The organism is Atlantibacter sp. (genome assembly GCF_032062175.1).
In the GTDB taxonomy this organism is placed as follows: Bacteria; Pseudomonadota; Gammaproteobacteria; order Enterobacterales; family Enterobacteriaceae; genus Atlantibacter.
In genome coordinates, this window is record NZ_DAMBQK010000020.1 from 26,984 (window position 1) to 39,255 (window position 12,272).

Annotated in this window: 14 protein-coding genes; 3 read left to right on the forward strand and 11 right to left on the reverse strand. The window is 58.8% G+C overall.

The annotated features are described in order from the left end of the window. Window positions 1–16 precede the first annotated feature (16 nt). The 4 genes from nei to RT120_RS16405 are packed head-to-tail and all read right to left on the reverse strand — an operon-like array spanning window position 17 to window position 3,550. Window positions 17–808: an endonuclease VIII gene (gene nei / locus RT120_RS16390; RefSeq protein WP_312984251.1), complete on the reverse strand. Its 792-nt coding sequence runs from the start codon at window positions 806–808 to the stop codon at window positions 17–19. 9 nt (window positions 809–817) lie between these two features. Further along, window positions 818–1,813, reverse strand: a complete 996-nt coding sequence (locus RT120_RS16395; protein WP_312984253.1) for a DUF2891 domain-containing protein — start codon at window positions 1,811–1,813, stop codon at window positions 818–820. Between the two features lie 31 nt (window positions 1,814–1,844). Further along, window positions 1,845–2,831, reverse strand: coding sequence for a DUF979 domain-containing protein (locus RT120_RS16400; RefSeq protein WP_312984255.1), 987 nt, complete (start codon window positions 2,829–2,831; stop codon window positions 1,845–1,847). Beyond that, window positions 2,828–3,550: a DUF969 domain-containing protein gene (locus RT120_RS16405; RefSeq protein ID WP_312984256.1), complete on the reverse strand. Its 723-nt coding sequence runs from the start codon at window positions 3,548–3,550 to the stop codon at window positions 2,828–2,830. The genes RT120_RS16400 and RT120_RS16405 overlap by 4 nt, the downstream gene beginning before the upstream one ends. Before the next feature lie 265 nt (window positions 3,551–3,815). On the opposite strand from RT120_RS16405, the gene RT120_RS16410 reads away from it, so the two are divergent. Further along, entirely contained in the window at window positions 3,816–4,364 is a 549-nt protein-coding gene (locus tag RT120_RS16410; RefSeq protein WP_312984257.1) for a winged helix DNA-binding protein, read from the forward strand. A gap of 30 nt (window positions 4,365–4,394) precedes the next feature. Here RT120_RS16410 and pxpA read toward each other — a convergent pair whose 3' ends face one another. The 7 genes from pxpA to RT120_RS16445 all read right to left on the reverse strand — a co-directional run bounded on the left by pxpA (window position 4,395) and on the right by RT120_RS16445 (window position 10,188). Then, complete coding sequence (gene pxpA / locus RT120_RS16415) at window positions 4,395–5,132, reverse strand: 5-oxoprolinase subunit PxpA (protein WP_312984259.1); 738 nt, start codon at window positions 5,130–5,132, stop codon at window positions 4,395–4,397. Beyond that, window positions 5,122–6,054: a 5-oxoprolinase subunit PxpC gene (pxpC, locus tag RT120_RS16420; RefSeq protein WP_312984261.1), complete on the reverse strand. Its 933-nt coding sequence runs from the start codon at window positions 6,052–6,054 to the stop codon at window positions 5,122–5,124. Before pxpC ends, pxpA begins: the two co-directional genes overlap by 11 nt. Continuing rightward, window positions 6,048–6,704 carry a 5-oxoprolinase subunit PxpB gene (pxpB, locus tag RT120_RS16425; protein ID WP_312984263.1) on the reverse strand — a complete coding sequence of 219 codons (657 nt, stop codon included), beginning with the start codon at window positions 6,702–6,704 and terminating at the stop codon, window positions 6,048–6,050. Before pxpB ends, pxpC begins: the two co-directional genes overlap by 7 nt. A gap of 14 nt (window positions 6,705–6,718) precedes the next feature. Next, the gene (locus RT120_RS16430) at window positions 6,719–7,462 is read right to left on the reverse strand and encodes a type 2 GTP cyclohydrolase I (protein WP_312984265.1); all 744 of its coding nucleotides are present in this window, start codon (window positions 7,460–7,462) and stop codon (window positions 6,719–6,721) included. Window positions 7,463–7,474: 12 nt separating this feature from the next. After that, entirely contained in the window at window positions 7,475–8,896 is a 1,422-nt protein-coding gene (phrB, locus tag RT120_RS16435; RefSeq protein ID WP_312984266.1) for a deoxyribodipyrimidine photo-lyase, read from the reverse strand. A gap of 12 nt (window positions 8,897–8,908) precedes the next feature. Next, on the reverse strand, window positions 8,909–9,865 hold the full coding sequence (locus RT120_RS16440) for a 2-thiouracil desulfurase family protein (protein ID WP_312984267.1): 957 nt from the start codon (window positions 9,863–9,865) through the stop codon (window positions 8,909–8,911). A gap of 116 nt (window positions 9,866–9,981) precedes the next feature. Next, on the reverse strand, window positions 9,982–10,188 hold the full coding sequence (locus tag RT120_RS16445; protein ID WP_125294523.1) for a YbfA family protein: 207 nt from the start codon (window positions 10,186–10,188) through the stop codon (window positions 9,982–9,984). A 301-nt stretch (window positions 10,189–10,489) separates the two neighbouring features. Between RT120_RS16445 and kdpF the strand changes: the two genes are divergently transcribed. After that, a complete protein-coding gene (kdpF, locus tag RT120_RS16450; protein WP_312984268.1) occupies window positions 10,490–10,579 on the forward strand; it encodes a K(+)-transporting ATPase subunit F in 90 nt (29 codons plus the stop codon). Next, entirely contained in the window at window positions 10,579–12,255 is a 1,677-nt protein-coding gene (kdpA, locus tag RT120_RS16455) for a potassium-transporting ATPase subunit KdpA (RefSeq protein ID WP_312984270.1), read from the forward strand. The genes kdpF and kdpA overlap by 1 nt, the downstream gene beginning before the upstream one ends. The last annotated feature ends 17 nt before the right edge of the window (window positions 12,256–12,272 follow it).

Genomic DNA, 12,272 nt, shown 5'->3' on the forward strand with positions numbered 1-12,272 from the left:
CTCAGGGCGCGTTTTTTTATTGCTGGCATCCGGGGCACCCGTAAAAGGGGCGCGAAGAGAGCGTCGTCTTTTCAATGATTTCCCCGCAGCGCCGGCATTTTTTCCCGGCGCGATGAAACACTTCAAAGCGGAACAACGCCCCGTGGTGCGTGTTTTCATCCCCCTGCCCGCGCGTTTGGTATGAGAGGCGGGGTATCGAAAGACAAGCGGCGGCGAGCGCGTCCAGTTGAGGCTCGGTTAATTCCACCGCCTTATGGCGCGGCGCAAGCTGGGCCTGCCAGAGTATTTCTACCCGCAGATAGTTGCCCAACCCCGCCAGAAACGCCTGGTCCAGCAGCAGGCCGCTTAACTGGCGGCGGCAAAAACGCGGGCTCAACAGCCGCGCTTTAACCTCTTCTACCGTTAGCGTCATATCCAGTACGTCGGGCCCGACCCGCTGCAAAAACGCATGCGCCGCAACGCCATCTGCGTCCAGCATCTCAATATCGGACGCGCTGTAAAGCAGCACGGCGGCGTCTTCGGTTTCCAGCCGGACACGCAGGCTGCGGGTGGTTTGCGGGTGCTCCCCCGCCTTCACTACGCGCCACACCCCGTAAAGCTGGTTGTGGCTGTAAAGCGTCAGGCCGTTAGAGAAGTGCGTGAGCAGCGCTTTGCCGCGCGTTTCCAGCCGCTCCACCCGCTGGCCCACCAGCGCCGTTTCGTAGCTTTTCAATTCGGGAAAGGCAAACCAGACGTGAGTCAGCGGCTTGCCTGCCACGGCTTGTTCCAGTTTGTCTGCCGCGCGGCGAATTTCCGGGCCTTCTGGCATGGGATATCCTTACTCCAGCGCCAGCAGCGCGAAACTGGCCAGCCAGTGGCCGCCGCTGTAGTGGCTACCCACCACGTGTTCTACGCTTGCCGCCAGATGGCGCGCCACCGCATCCTTAAGCGGCTGCTGCGCCGCATGGCTTTCCGGCAAGGCGTTAGCAATACGCTTCATGCACCAGGCGCGGCTGAGATTCAGCCCGTCGAGGTGGGCGATTTTTGGGTCGGTACGATCGCTCACTTCTGCCGGGTTCATTAGCGCGGCAACCGACGCCACATCCGGCAGGAAATCATCAAACCACGCCGGGAAGTTATCCGCGACGTTGCTCATCAACAGGGCTTCGGTCAACGCGCCGGAAATATACTCATCACCGCCCGGTTCATAGTGCGCCGGGTACTGCTTATCGGCGCGATAAAAACGGTTAGCCGCGTCAAGAATGGCATGTTCAAGGGCGTTATCGTCCAGTGCGCGGGCGTAATCCAGGCCCAGCGCCAGCGCGAAAGCGGTATTGTAATGGGTGCCGACGCGAATCGGATAGGTTAGCTTGCTGAGATAATCGATAAGCCGGGCGCGAATATCCAGGGTTAACGGCTCCAGCGTCTGATGCCAGCGCCCGGCCTGCGGAAGCGCGGATTGCCTGAGTTCCTGGGCCAGCGCCAGCAGCCAGCCGTAGCCATACGGACGCTCAAACGAGGCCCGGAACGGCGCGGTAAAATAGGCCAGTTCCTGCGCCACATTGGCGTCAGTCAGGTGTTCATCAAACAGCGCGATAACTTCTTCGCGGCACGACAGCGCCGGATAGCGCCGCACGCAGCGCAGCAGCAGCCAGTAACCGTGCACCGCCGAGTGCCAGTCAAAGCAGCCATAAAAAATAGGGTGCAGCTTGCGCGGCGGCAGGACATCGCCATCATCATTCAACAGATGCATGATGTGGTTCGGGTATTCCTGACGCAAATAGGTTAACGGCATCCGGGCAAAAGCTTCAGCCTGATGTTGGGTTAATTCCATAACAGCTCCTTAGGTCATCACCGCGCAGCGCTTAGCGAAACACGAGGAAATACATTAAAAAGACATTCACCACCAGCAGCGTGAGAGCGGTGGGGATCTGGATCTTAATCACCTGGTATTTATCTTTCAGCTCCAGCAGCGCGGCGGGGACGATATTGAAATTCGCCGCCATCGGCGTCATCAACGTGCCGCAGTAACCGGCATACATGCCAATCGCCAGTAGCGGTGCCGGGTCGCCGTGGTGGTAATTAATCAAAAACGGCAGTGCGATACCGGCGCTCAGCACCGGGAACGCGGCAAAGGCGTTGCCCATAATCATGGTAAACAGCGCCATGCCGATGCAATAAATCACCACCAGCATAAAGCGGCTATCCGGGTTAACGAACAGGCTGACCACTTTTTGCACCGAGTCGCCGGTATTGGCCACCACAAACACCCCGCCCAGCATGGCGAGCATTTGCGGCAGGATCACCGCCCAGCCAATGGTATCCACCAGGCGGCGGGACTGGCGGATGGCGTGCAGCGGCGTCCCGCCCGTCAGCCACCATCCGATAAGGATTGCCGCGACGCAGGCCACGCACAGCGCCGCCAGCGTAAGCTGTTTCTGGTCGAGCAGGAAAACGCCGCCAATCGACACGCCTTTTAAAAACAGGGTGCCAATCACCGTCACCACCGGGATCATCAGCGCCGGTAAGAACAGCCAGTTTTTCAGCCGGTTCGACGAGGCGACGCGCTCTGGCTCGGTAGACATTTTATAGTGCCCTTTGCCCACCAGCCCAAAGCCCGCCAGTAACGCGATGGCAATCACGCAGCCGCCAATAATCCGGTAAGCCAGAGACTTACCCAACTCCTGCACCATTAAATCGCCAAACAGGAAAATCCCGCCGAACAGGAACCAGAACAGCGCGGTGGTGAAACGCTTAGGATTGCCGCGATCGCGCAGCGTCATGATCACCAGCAGCATCACCACAAAGCCGATCAGGTAGTAAACGCGGTTAATGGAAATCAGCGTGCTCATTGCGCAACCTCCTGTGTGCCCTGCCCGGCTTTCCAGGCCATCACATCGCGACGAATGCTGGCGTCGAGGCGCAGCAGGCGCGTCATATGAATAATCAGGGCAGCAATCGCGGTAGGAATGGCCCACAGGCCGATATGCAGCGGTTCAATGCCCTGAATGCCGTTCTCTTTCAGGAAGGCGTCAATGAGCAGCACCGCGCCGAAAGCGATGAAAATATCTTCGCCGAAGAAGACGGCGATGTTGTCACACGCAGCGGCGTGGGCTTTGATTTTGTCGCGGATGTGCTGCGGCAGTTCGCCGTATTCATTGAGCGCCGCGCCTTCCGCCATTGGTGCCAGCAGCGGGCGCACCGTTTGCGCGTGGCCGCCGAGCGACATCAGCCCCAGCGCGGCGGTCCCCTCACGCGCCACAAAGTAGAGCATCAGAATACGCGCCGAGGTGGCGCTGGCGATTTTCGCTACCCAGGCCTGGGCGCGCTCTTTCAGCCCGTAATATTCCAGCAGGCCGATAACCGGGAGGATCAAAATAAACGTTGCCAGCGAGCGGCTGTTAACAAATTTTTCGCCAAAGGTTTCCAGCAGCATACCGAAATCCATGCCGACCAACAGACCTGTGGCAAGCCCTGCGACCACCACCACCAGCAGCGGGTTGAAACGCAGAGCAAAACCAATGACCACTACCGGTATCCCGATTAGCGGTAACAGTGTAGAACTGTCCATAACCATTTACCCTATCCAAAGTGAGCGTTGCACGCCGAAGGCTCTTTTTTTAATACTTCGCTACGGGGCGAAGCGTGGGGCATTGCGGCGAACGATGTTGTGTTTTGCGCCAGGCCCTGTGAGTGCGCAACATCGGCGCAGATCTGTGTTAAAAAGCTATATCTGAACGATCATAATATGTAAACAATTTATCAATAAAATGTTTTTATTTTATCGGTTCGCCGTTATATTTTTTGCTAATAGTCACAATTGTGTAAGGACAGTTATGACCTCGAAAACCGCTGCCACATCAATTCAAAACGACGATATTACCGAGGGTCGTATCGTCTCCTCGCGCCATCTGGTTTCCGAACGCTGCGCGGAATTATCAGAGCTGGAATACGCGCTGATCATGACCAGCAACGCCTTTAACAAGTGGATGGTGCGCTGTATGACCGCCGCCGGAGAACCGGATATGGGGGCGTTTGATGTTTCGCTGCTCCATCATGTTAACCATCGGAATCGCAAGAAAAAATTGGCGGATATCTGCTTTGTGCTGAACGTGGAGGACACCCACGTGGTCACCTATGCCCTGAAAAAGCTGGTGAAAGCGGGTTATGTGACCAGCGAGAAAGTAGGAAAGGAACTCTATTTCTACACCACGGAGGAAGGTAAAGCGCTGTGTATGAAATACCGCGACGTGCGTGAAGCCTGCCTGATTGCCATTCAGGTAGAAAGCGGAATTCCAGGCCCGTCAATTGGCGACACCGCGCAGCTGCTGCGCACGATTTCGTCGCTCTACGACACCGCCGCACGGGCCGCCGCGTCGCTATAACACCCGCCAGGGGTGGCGGGCGCCGGGTGTTTAGTCAGCGCCGATGTGGATCTGGCGCTGTTCGAACGCGTCGCGCAGCCGACGGGCAAACGCCAGCGCGTGCGCGCCGTCGCCGTGCAGGCACACCGTCTGGGCATTCACCGTCGCCCAGACGCCGTCCCGGCTCTGTACCCGGCTATTCAGCACCATCTCCAGCGTGCGGGAAACCGCCTCGTCATCGTCTTCAATCAGCGCCCCCGGCTCGCTGCGCGGCACCAGTGAGCCGTCCGCCAGATAGCCCCTGTCGGCAAAAACCTCTTCCCGCGTCGCTAACCCGTAGCGCTCCCCGGCGCGGATCAGTTCACTGCCCGCCAGCCCCACCAGCATCAGGCCCGGATCGAGGCTTTTCACCGCGCGGGCGATAGCCTCTGCCAACGGCGGCTGTTTCGCCGCCTGGTTATACAGCATGCCGTGCGGCTTCACGTGCGTCAGGCCGCCACCTTCAGCGCGCACGATAGCCGCCAGCGCGCCGATCTGGTAAAGCATCTGCGCATAAACGGTTTCAGGAGGAAGCTGCATGGCGGTGCGGCCAAAGTTTTCCCGATCGGGAAAACTCGGGTGCGCGCCGATCGCGACACCGTGGGCCAGCGCCAGCCGCACGCTTTCCTGCATAGTCCGGGCATCGCCCGCGTGAAAACCGCAGGCAATGTTCGCCGAGCTAATCAGCGGCATCAGCGCGCTATCGTTTCCGCAGCCTTCGCCGAGATCGGCGTTTAAATCAATCTTCATTCGCCAGCCGCCATTCCAGTTGCTCAAAGTAACGCTGCTGATGCGTCCGCGCTTCCAGCGCTTCCTCAAGGGTGCAACGATCAAAATGCAGCGGCTCGCCAAGACGCAACTGTGCGAGATTGTACATGTCCGCCTCAATCACGCAGGCGATGCGCGGGTAGCCGCCGGTGGTCTGGGCGTCATTCATCAGCACGATGGGCTGGCCGTTATGCGGCACCTGCACCACGCCGGGCAACAGGCCGTGAGAAACCAGTTCACGGGGATCGGTGCGCTCCAGCACGTGCCCGTTGAGCCGGTAACCCATGCGGTTGCTCTGCGGGCTGAGTTTCCAGGGCGCGCGCCAGAACGCTTCCTGGGCGGCGGGTGAAAACTCATGGTACTCCGGTCCTGGCAACGCGCGGATGCGGTTGCCCCACAACAGTTGATGTACCCCACGGCTTTGCAGGAATGTGCGCGTTGCCGGCCGTAGCGGCACACGGTCGCCGTCCTGCAATCTGCGCCCTTCAAACCCGCCAAAACCGGCTTTTAAATCGGTACTGTACGACCCCATGATTTTCGGTACATCGATGCCGCCCGCCACCGCCAGATAGCTGCGCATCCCGCGCTTCGGCAACAACAGCTTGAGCTGCTGGCCCGCGCGTACCGGCAAGCGCCAGCCGGTCCAGACCGAGTGACCGTCAAGGGTTGCCCCGCAGGCCGCGCCGGTTAACGCGAACCAGCCGTCCTGATGAAAAGCGATGGTGCATTGCCCGAGGGTGATTTCCAACGCCGCCATATCGGGCTCATTACCCACCAGCAAATTGGCGATGCGCAGCGCGGGGGTATCCATCGCACCGCAGCGGCTGATGCCCGCCTGACGCAAGCCATGCCGCCCGCCATCCTGCACCGTGGTGCTCATCCCTGCGCGAATAATCTCTAACACACGCCCTCCTTAGACGGCACAAAACGCACCTGGTCGCCGGGCTGTAATAACGTGGCAGGCTGTCGCTGCGGATCGAACAACCGCAGATCGGTACGGCCAATAATTTGCCAGCCACCGGGCGTCGGTAACGGATAGATCCCGGTCTGGCCGCCGCCGATCCCCACCGATCCGGCAGGCACCTCAAGACGCGGCTCGGCACGGCGCGGCGTGGCGAGGCTGGCGGGCAGCCCGCCCAGATACGGGAACCCCGGCTGGAAGCCGATAAAGTACACGATGTAATCGGCCTCTGCGTGGCGCTCCACGACCTGGCGATCGCTGAGCCCGGTATGACGCGCCACTTCCGCCAGGTCCGGGCCGTGTTCGCCGCCGTAAATCACCGGGATCTCAATCAGCCGTGATTCCAGCGTCACCGCCTCGCTCTCTTCCCACCAGCGCTGCAAACGCTCGATGGCATTCAACGCCGAGGCGGCCGGATCGCGTAAGGTCACGGTGAGGTTATTCATCCCCGGGATGACTTCCACCGCCGCTGGTACGTCCGCCAGACGCTGCACCAGGCCCCAGATGCGCTGTTGGCTTTCAAGGGTGACCGGTGGCTCCAGTTCCAGAACCACCGCGCTTTCTCCTAACAAATAACACCGCGCTCGCTGCACTGTTTCACCTTTACTCAAGCTGGATTAGGGATGTCGATAAACGTCACATCAAGATCGGTGGTTTCGTTCAACCACTCGCTCAGGGCGCGGATGCCGCCGCGTTCGGTGGCGTGGTGGCCTGCGGCATAGAAATGCAGCCCCTGCTCGCGCGCCGAATGAATGGTTTGCTCGGAAACTTCACCGGTGATAAACGCGTCAACGCCAAAACGCGCCGCGCTGTCGATAAAGCTCTGTCCACCGCCGGTGCACCAGGCGACGCGCTTCACGTCGGCAGGGCCGGTATCGCCAGACCACAGCGGACGGCGGCCAAGCCGCGCCTCAATCCACGACGCCAGTTCCAGCCCCGGCACCGGCATCGACAGTTCGCCCCAGGGCACCAGCGGTTCGATCTCGCCTTTGACCTCAATGCCCAGCAGCGCGGCAAGCTGGGCGTTATTCCCCAGTTGCGGGTGGGCGTCTAAGGGCAGATGCCAGCCGTAAAGGTTGATATCGTTGGCCAGCAGCGTTTTCAGGCGCTGGCGCTTCATGCCGCTAATCACCGGCGATTCGCCTTTCCAGAAATAGCCGTGATGAACAATCACCGCATCCGCCTGCTGGCGAACCGCTTCGTCCAGCAGCGCCTGGCTTGCCGTCACGCCGGTGATAATTTTTTGCACGCTTTCGCGCCCTTCAACCTGCAAGCCGTTGGGGGCATAGTCGTTAAAGGCCGCGCTATTAAGCTGCTGATTAATCAGCTTTTCCAGTTCGGTATTTTTCATGATGGCTCCCTGTTACTGTTTGCGCGCCGCTTCATATGCCGCGAGCGTGGCGACTCGCGCCTGTTTATGTTCAACAATCGGTTGCGGGTAATCAATCGTTACCCCCTGCTTTTGCGCCCACTGCCAGGGTTGGTGCACCGCTTTACCGGGAATGTCTTGTAATTCCGGCAGCCACTGGCGCACAAAATCCCCCTGCGGGTCGAAGCGTTCACCCTGGGTGGTCGGGTTGAAAATGCGAAACCACGGTGCCGCATCATGCCCTGTCGAGGCCACCCATTGCCAGCCGCCGTTATTGGCTGCCAGCATTCCGTCTACCAGCTGCGACATAAAATAACGTTCCCCTCGCCGCCAGTCGATAAGTAAGTCTTTGACCAGAAAGCTGCCGGTAATCATCCGTAAACGATTATGCATCCATCCCGTGGTATTCATCTGGCGCATAGCCGCATCAACAATCGGGTAGCCGGTTTTGCCCTCGCACCAGGCGGTGAACAGCGCGTCGTCATTATTCCAGGCCACCCGGTCAGTCCAGCGGATAAACGGCTGGTAGCGGCATAACCCGGGCCAGTACGCGAGAACATGCAGATAAAACTCACGCCAGATCAGCTCGTTAAGCCATACCGCGCCGGTCCCGCCCGACAGCGCCTCAGGATGCTCGTGCAGCAGGCGATGCAGGCACTGGCGCGGCGAGAGTACGCCAATCGCCAGCCACGGCGACACGCGGCTGGTGCCGTCAATGGCAGGATAGTCCCGTTTGTGATCATAGTCCGCTACGGGCTGGCGGCAAAACTGGCGCAGGCGGTTGAGCGCAGCGGCCTCGCCCACCGGGAATACGTCGTCGTCCAGCTCGGTTTGCGGGTAGTCGAACGGCATGAGCGGTTCCGGTGTGTCAAGCGGCCCGCTTTGCCGCACGGCGGGCGCTTTAACGCATTCCGGCAATCCCTCATGCAGCCGTTTGATAAAGGCGCGGCTGTAGGGAGTAAACACTTTATACATCTCATGATTGCCGGTGGTGACGCTGCCGGGTGCCAGCAATACATAATCGTCAAAGCCCTGGCACACCAGAGTATCGCCGAGACGCTTTTCCACAGCGGCATCGCGCTGGCGTTCGTTCAGTTCGTACTGGTAGTTGTAGAACAGCGCATCAACATTGTGCTCATCGCAAAAATTTTCCAGGGCATCTACCGAGGCGGCAAAGTCATCCACCTCAAGCACCGTCAAGGGTATACCTTTTTCCGCCAGCGATTGTTGCAGAGAATGGAGATGGGCCTGTATCCACGCCGCCTGGCGCGGTGCGAGATTGTGTTCGCGCCACTGCTGCGGGGTAGCGATAAACAGGCCCATCACCCTGGCCTCGTGGCGACGGCAGGCCGCTGCGAGCGCAAGGTTATCGTTCACGCGGAGATCGGCGCGAAACCAGACCAGATGGGTGGTCATAAAGCTCCTGAATTAATTGCCATAGCGCAGGCGCAAAGCCTCCGGGAAAGGATCGAAGTAGCGCTGCTGTTCCAGATAGCCGTCAGGATATTCCGCCAGATAATGTTTTAACAGGGTGACGGGCGCTAACAGCGGCTGGGTGCCCTGGCGATAGCGGTCAATCAGCTCTGCCAGTTCCTGGCGCTGGCGGCCATTCAGATGCGGGCGGAAATAGCCCTGGACGTGCATCAGCACGTTGGTGTGATTACGCCGGGTGGCGTGGTAGGACATCAGCGTCATCAGGCGCTGACGGTACGCATTGAAGTACTGCTCCAGATCGTCCCATTGATCGATAGCGGCGACGAAGCGCCCCAGCTCGCGATACTGCTGCTGCGAATGAGCCAGCAGCAACAATTTATAGCGGCTGTGAAAGCCAATCAGCGCGCCCCGGGTTAGCCCCTGGGCACGCAGTTGGTTCAATTCATGGAGCGCGTAAATCCGCTCGACAAAATTTTCACGGATCGCCGGATCGTGCAGCCTTCCGTCTTCTTCCACCGGTAGCCAGGGAAAGGTCTGCATCAGGATTTCGGTAAAAATTCCGCGCCCGGCTTTGCGGTTGTTTTTGCCGTCTTTGTCATACACCCGTACCCGCTCCATCCCGCAGCTGGGCGATTTGGCGCAGACAATATAGCCGCAAAGGTGGGAAAGGCGCGCGATGCGCTGATGGGAGAATTCCGCCATATCGGCCGTTAAATCCCCTTCTCGCTTATCGCTAAAGCGCAGCGAAATATCACCCGTGTCGTCTTTGACTAAGCGCAGCGCAGGTCGCGGCACCGGTAGACCAATCGCCATCTCCGGGCAGACCGGCTCATAACGAACCCACGGAGATAAATCTTCCACCGCGAAAGCGAGCCGTTTGTGGCCGCCGTCGAAACGCACTTTTTCCCCGGACAAACAGGCGCTGATACCAACCGGGATTTTCTCGTCCATAGCTACTCCTTACTGATGCGTGAAGTAAGTGTAGCAATTTTGTTTACTGGTTATCTCCAGGTTGCAGACATAAAAAAACCGCCGAACAATCGGCGGTTTTCTCAGTAACATGGCGATCAATAAAAATCGCTGGCGGCGGCTTCAGACTGGGCCATCCATACCGGTTTTTCACTGGTTTTCGACCAGACGCGGTGCAGGTAGCTGTAGAAGCGCGCGCGGTCTTTCCACAGCAGCATCACCGGCAGCGCAACGATGCCTGCCACGATGACCAGAGCGCGACGCAGGAAGACCTGATGCGCAGGATATTTTTTGTATAAAGACATAAGTTTCTCCCCTTTTAGCTGACCGGTAATATTCACCGGGAATCTGTATCTGATGAAAATAGTACCGTTTTGGCTGTAATTTTACTACTCCTCCGACCACTTAAATCACCAGAAACACCGATCTTTACATTTCTCTCTGTAATTAAGTTACGGGATGGTTAAATTTTTACTAACCATTAGTTAAATAATGGTCTTTTCGATTTTTATACTTTTTTTACACCTGCCGGGCCGTTTTTTTACGACATCTTTGCACGCCAATTTTTACCCTTGATGCATTCCTGTTTCCCAATGGAGGTGGATCGTGAGTGCAGGTGTAATGGCCGGCGTGGTGCTGGTATTTCTGTTAATCGGCTATCTGATTTATGCCCTGATTAACGCGGAGGCATTCTGATGGCTTCCAGCGCGTTTTTACTGATTGGCGGTTTTATCGTCGTGCTGATGGCACTGGCGAAGCCGTTATCCACCCTGCTTGCCAGGCTGATCGAGGGGCGGCCGTTGCCAGTAGTTGGCCGAGTTGACGCGATACTTTGGCCGCTGTGCGGTATTCGTAACGAGGAGATGAACTGGCGGCAATATCTGCTGGCGATCCTGACGTTTAACCTGTTGGGTCTGGCGGTATTGATTGCGTTGTTAATGACGCAGGGGCATTTGCCGTTAAATCCGCAAGGCTTTCCGGGGATGTCGTGGGATCTGGCGCTGAATACCGCCGTCAGTTTCGTGGCGAATACCAACTGGCAGGCGTATGCCGGGGAAAGTACGCTCAGCTACTTAAGCCAGATGGCCGGGCTGGCGGTGCAGAATTTCCTCTCTGCCGCCAGTGGGATCGCCGTGGTGTTTGCCCTGATCCGCGCATTCTCGCGCCATTCCACCACACTGCTGGGTAACGCCTGGCAGGATCTTACCCGCATCACGCTGTGGGTGCTGTTCCCGCTGTCACTGGTGCTGGCGCTGCTGTTTATCCAGCAGGGGGTACTCCAGAACTTCTCAGACTACTTGCCGATGACCTCACTGGAAGGCGTACAGCACGTTTTGCCGATGGGGCCGGTGGCTTCACAGGAAGCGATCAAACTACTGGGCACTAACGGCGGCGGCTTCTTTAACGCCAACTCCTCGCATCCGTTTGAAAACCCCACCGCGATCACCAATTTTGCCCAGATGCTGGCGATTTTCCTGATCCCGGCGGCGCTGTGCATGGCGTTTGGCGAAGCAGTAGGCGATCGCCGCCAGGGCCGGGCGATCCTCTGCACCATGACGCTGATCTTTGTGGTGTGCGCGGCGGCGGTGATGTGGGCGGAAACCCAGGGCAACCCACACCTGGTGGCGTTCGGGGCCGATAGCGCCATCAATATGGAAGGCAAAGAGAGCCGTTTCGGCATCCTTGCCAGCAGCCTGTATGCGGTGGTGACCACGGCGGCGTCCTGCGGGGCGGTGAACGCGATGCACGATTCGCTTACCGCGCTGGGCGGCATGGTGCCGCTATGGCTGATGCAAATTGGTGAAGTGGTGTTCGGCGGCGTCGGCTCCGGGCTGTACGGCATGCTGCTGTTTGTGTTGCTGGCGGTGTTTATCGCCGGGCTGATGATTGGCCGCACGCCGGAATATCTGGGCAAAAAAATTGACGTCCCGGAGATGAAGCTTACCGCGCTGGCGATTCTGGTCACGCCCGCCCTGGTGTTACTCGGCAGCGCACTGGCGATGATGACCGACGCCGGACGTAGCGCCATGCTCAACCCCGGCCCGCACGGGTTTAGCGAGGTGCTGTATGCCGTCTCCTCCGCCGCCAACAACAACGGCAGCGCCTTTGCCGGGCTGAGCGCCAACACCCCGTTCTGGAACGTGCTGCTCGCCGCCTGCATGTGGCTGGGCCGCTTCCTGGTGATTATCCCGGTGATGGCGATTGCCGGTTCGCTGGTGGAGAAAAAATCCCAACCCGCCACCGTTGGCACCCTGCCCACACACGGCGCGCTGTTTATCGGTCTGCTGACCGGCACCGTGCTGCTGGTGGGCGCGTTGACCTTTATCCCTGCCCTGGCCCTCGGCCCGGTGGCGGATCACTTTATTCAATAATCTTGCGGAGAGCGATT

Excerpts from the sequence above, each read along its gene's own strand:
- nei (WP_312984251.1), bottom strand. The coding sequence starts at position 808 with ATGCCAGAAGGCCCGGAAATTCGCCGCGCGGCAGACAAACTGGAACAA.
- phrB (WP_312984266.1), bottom strand. The coding sequence starts at position 8,896 with ATGACCACCCATCTGGTCTGGTTTCGCGCCGATCTCCGCGTGAACGAT.
- RT120_RS16400 (WP_312984255.1), bottom strand. The coding sequence starts at position 2,831 with ATGAGCACGCTGATTTCCATTAACCGCGTTTACTACCTGATCGGCTTT.
- RT120_RS16430 (WP_312984265.1), bottom strand. The coding sequence starts at position 7,462 with ATGAAAAATACCGAACTGGAAAAGCTGATTAATCAGCAGCTTAATAGC.
- kdpA (WP_312984270.1), top strand. The coding sequence starts at position 10,579 with ATGGCTTCCAGCGCGTTTTTACTGATTGGCGGTTTTATCGTCGTGCTG.
- RT120_RS16440 (WP_312984267.1), bottom strand. The coding sequence starts at position 9,865 with ATGGACGAGAAAATCCCGGTTGGTATCAGCGCCTGTTTGTCCGGGGAA.
- RT120_RS16445 (WP_125294523.1), bottom strand. The coding sequence starts at position 10,188 with ATGTCTTTATACAAAAAATATCCTGCGCATCAGGTCTTCCTGCGTCGC.
- RT120_RS16395 (WP_312984253.1), bottom strand. The coding sequence starts at position 1,813 with ATGGAATTAACCCAACATCAGGCTGAAGCTTTTGCCCGGATGCCGTTA.
- RT120_RS16410 (WP_312984257.1), top strand. The coding sequence starts at position 3,816 with ATGACCTCGAAAACCGCTGCCACATCAATTCAAAACGACGATATTACC.
- RT120_RS16405 (WP_312984256.1), bottom strand. The coding sequence starts at position 3,550 with ATGGACAGTTCTACACTGTTACCGCTAATCGGGATACCGGTAGTGGTC.
- pxpA (WP_312984259.1), bottom strand. The coding sequence starts at position 5,132 with ATGAAGATTGATTTAAACGCCGATCTCGGCGAAGGCTGCGGAAACGAT.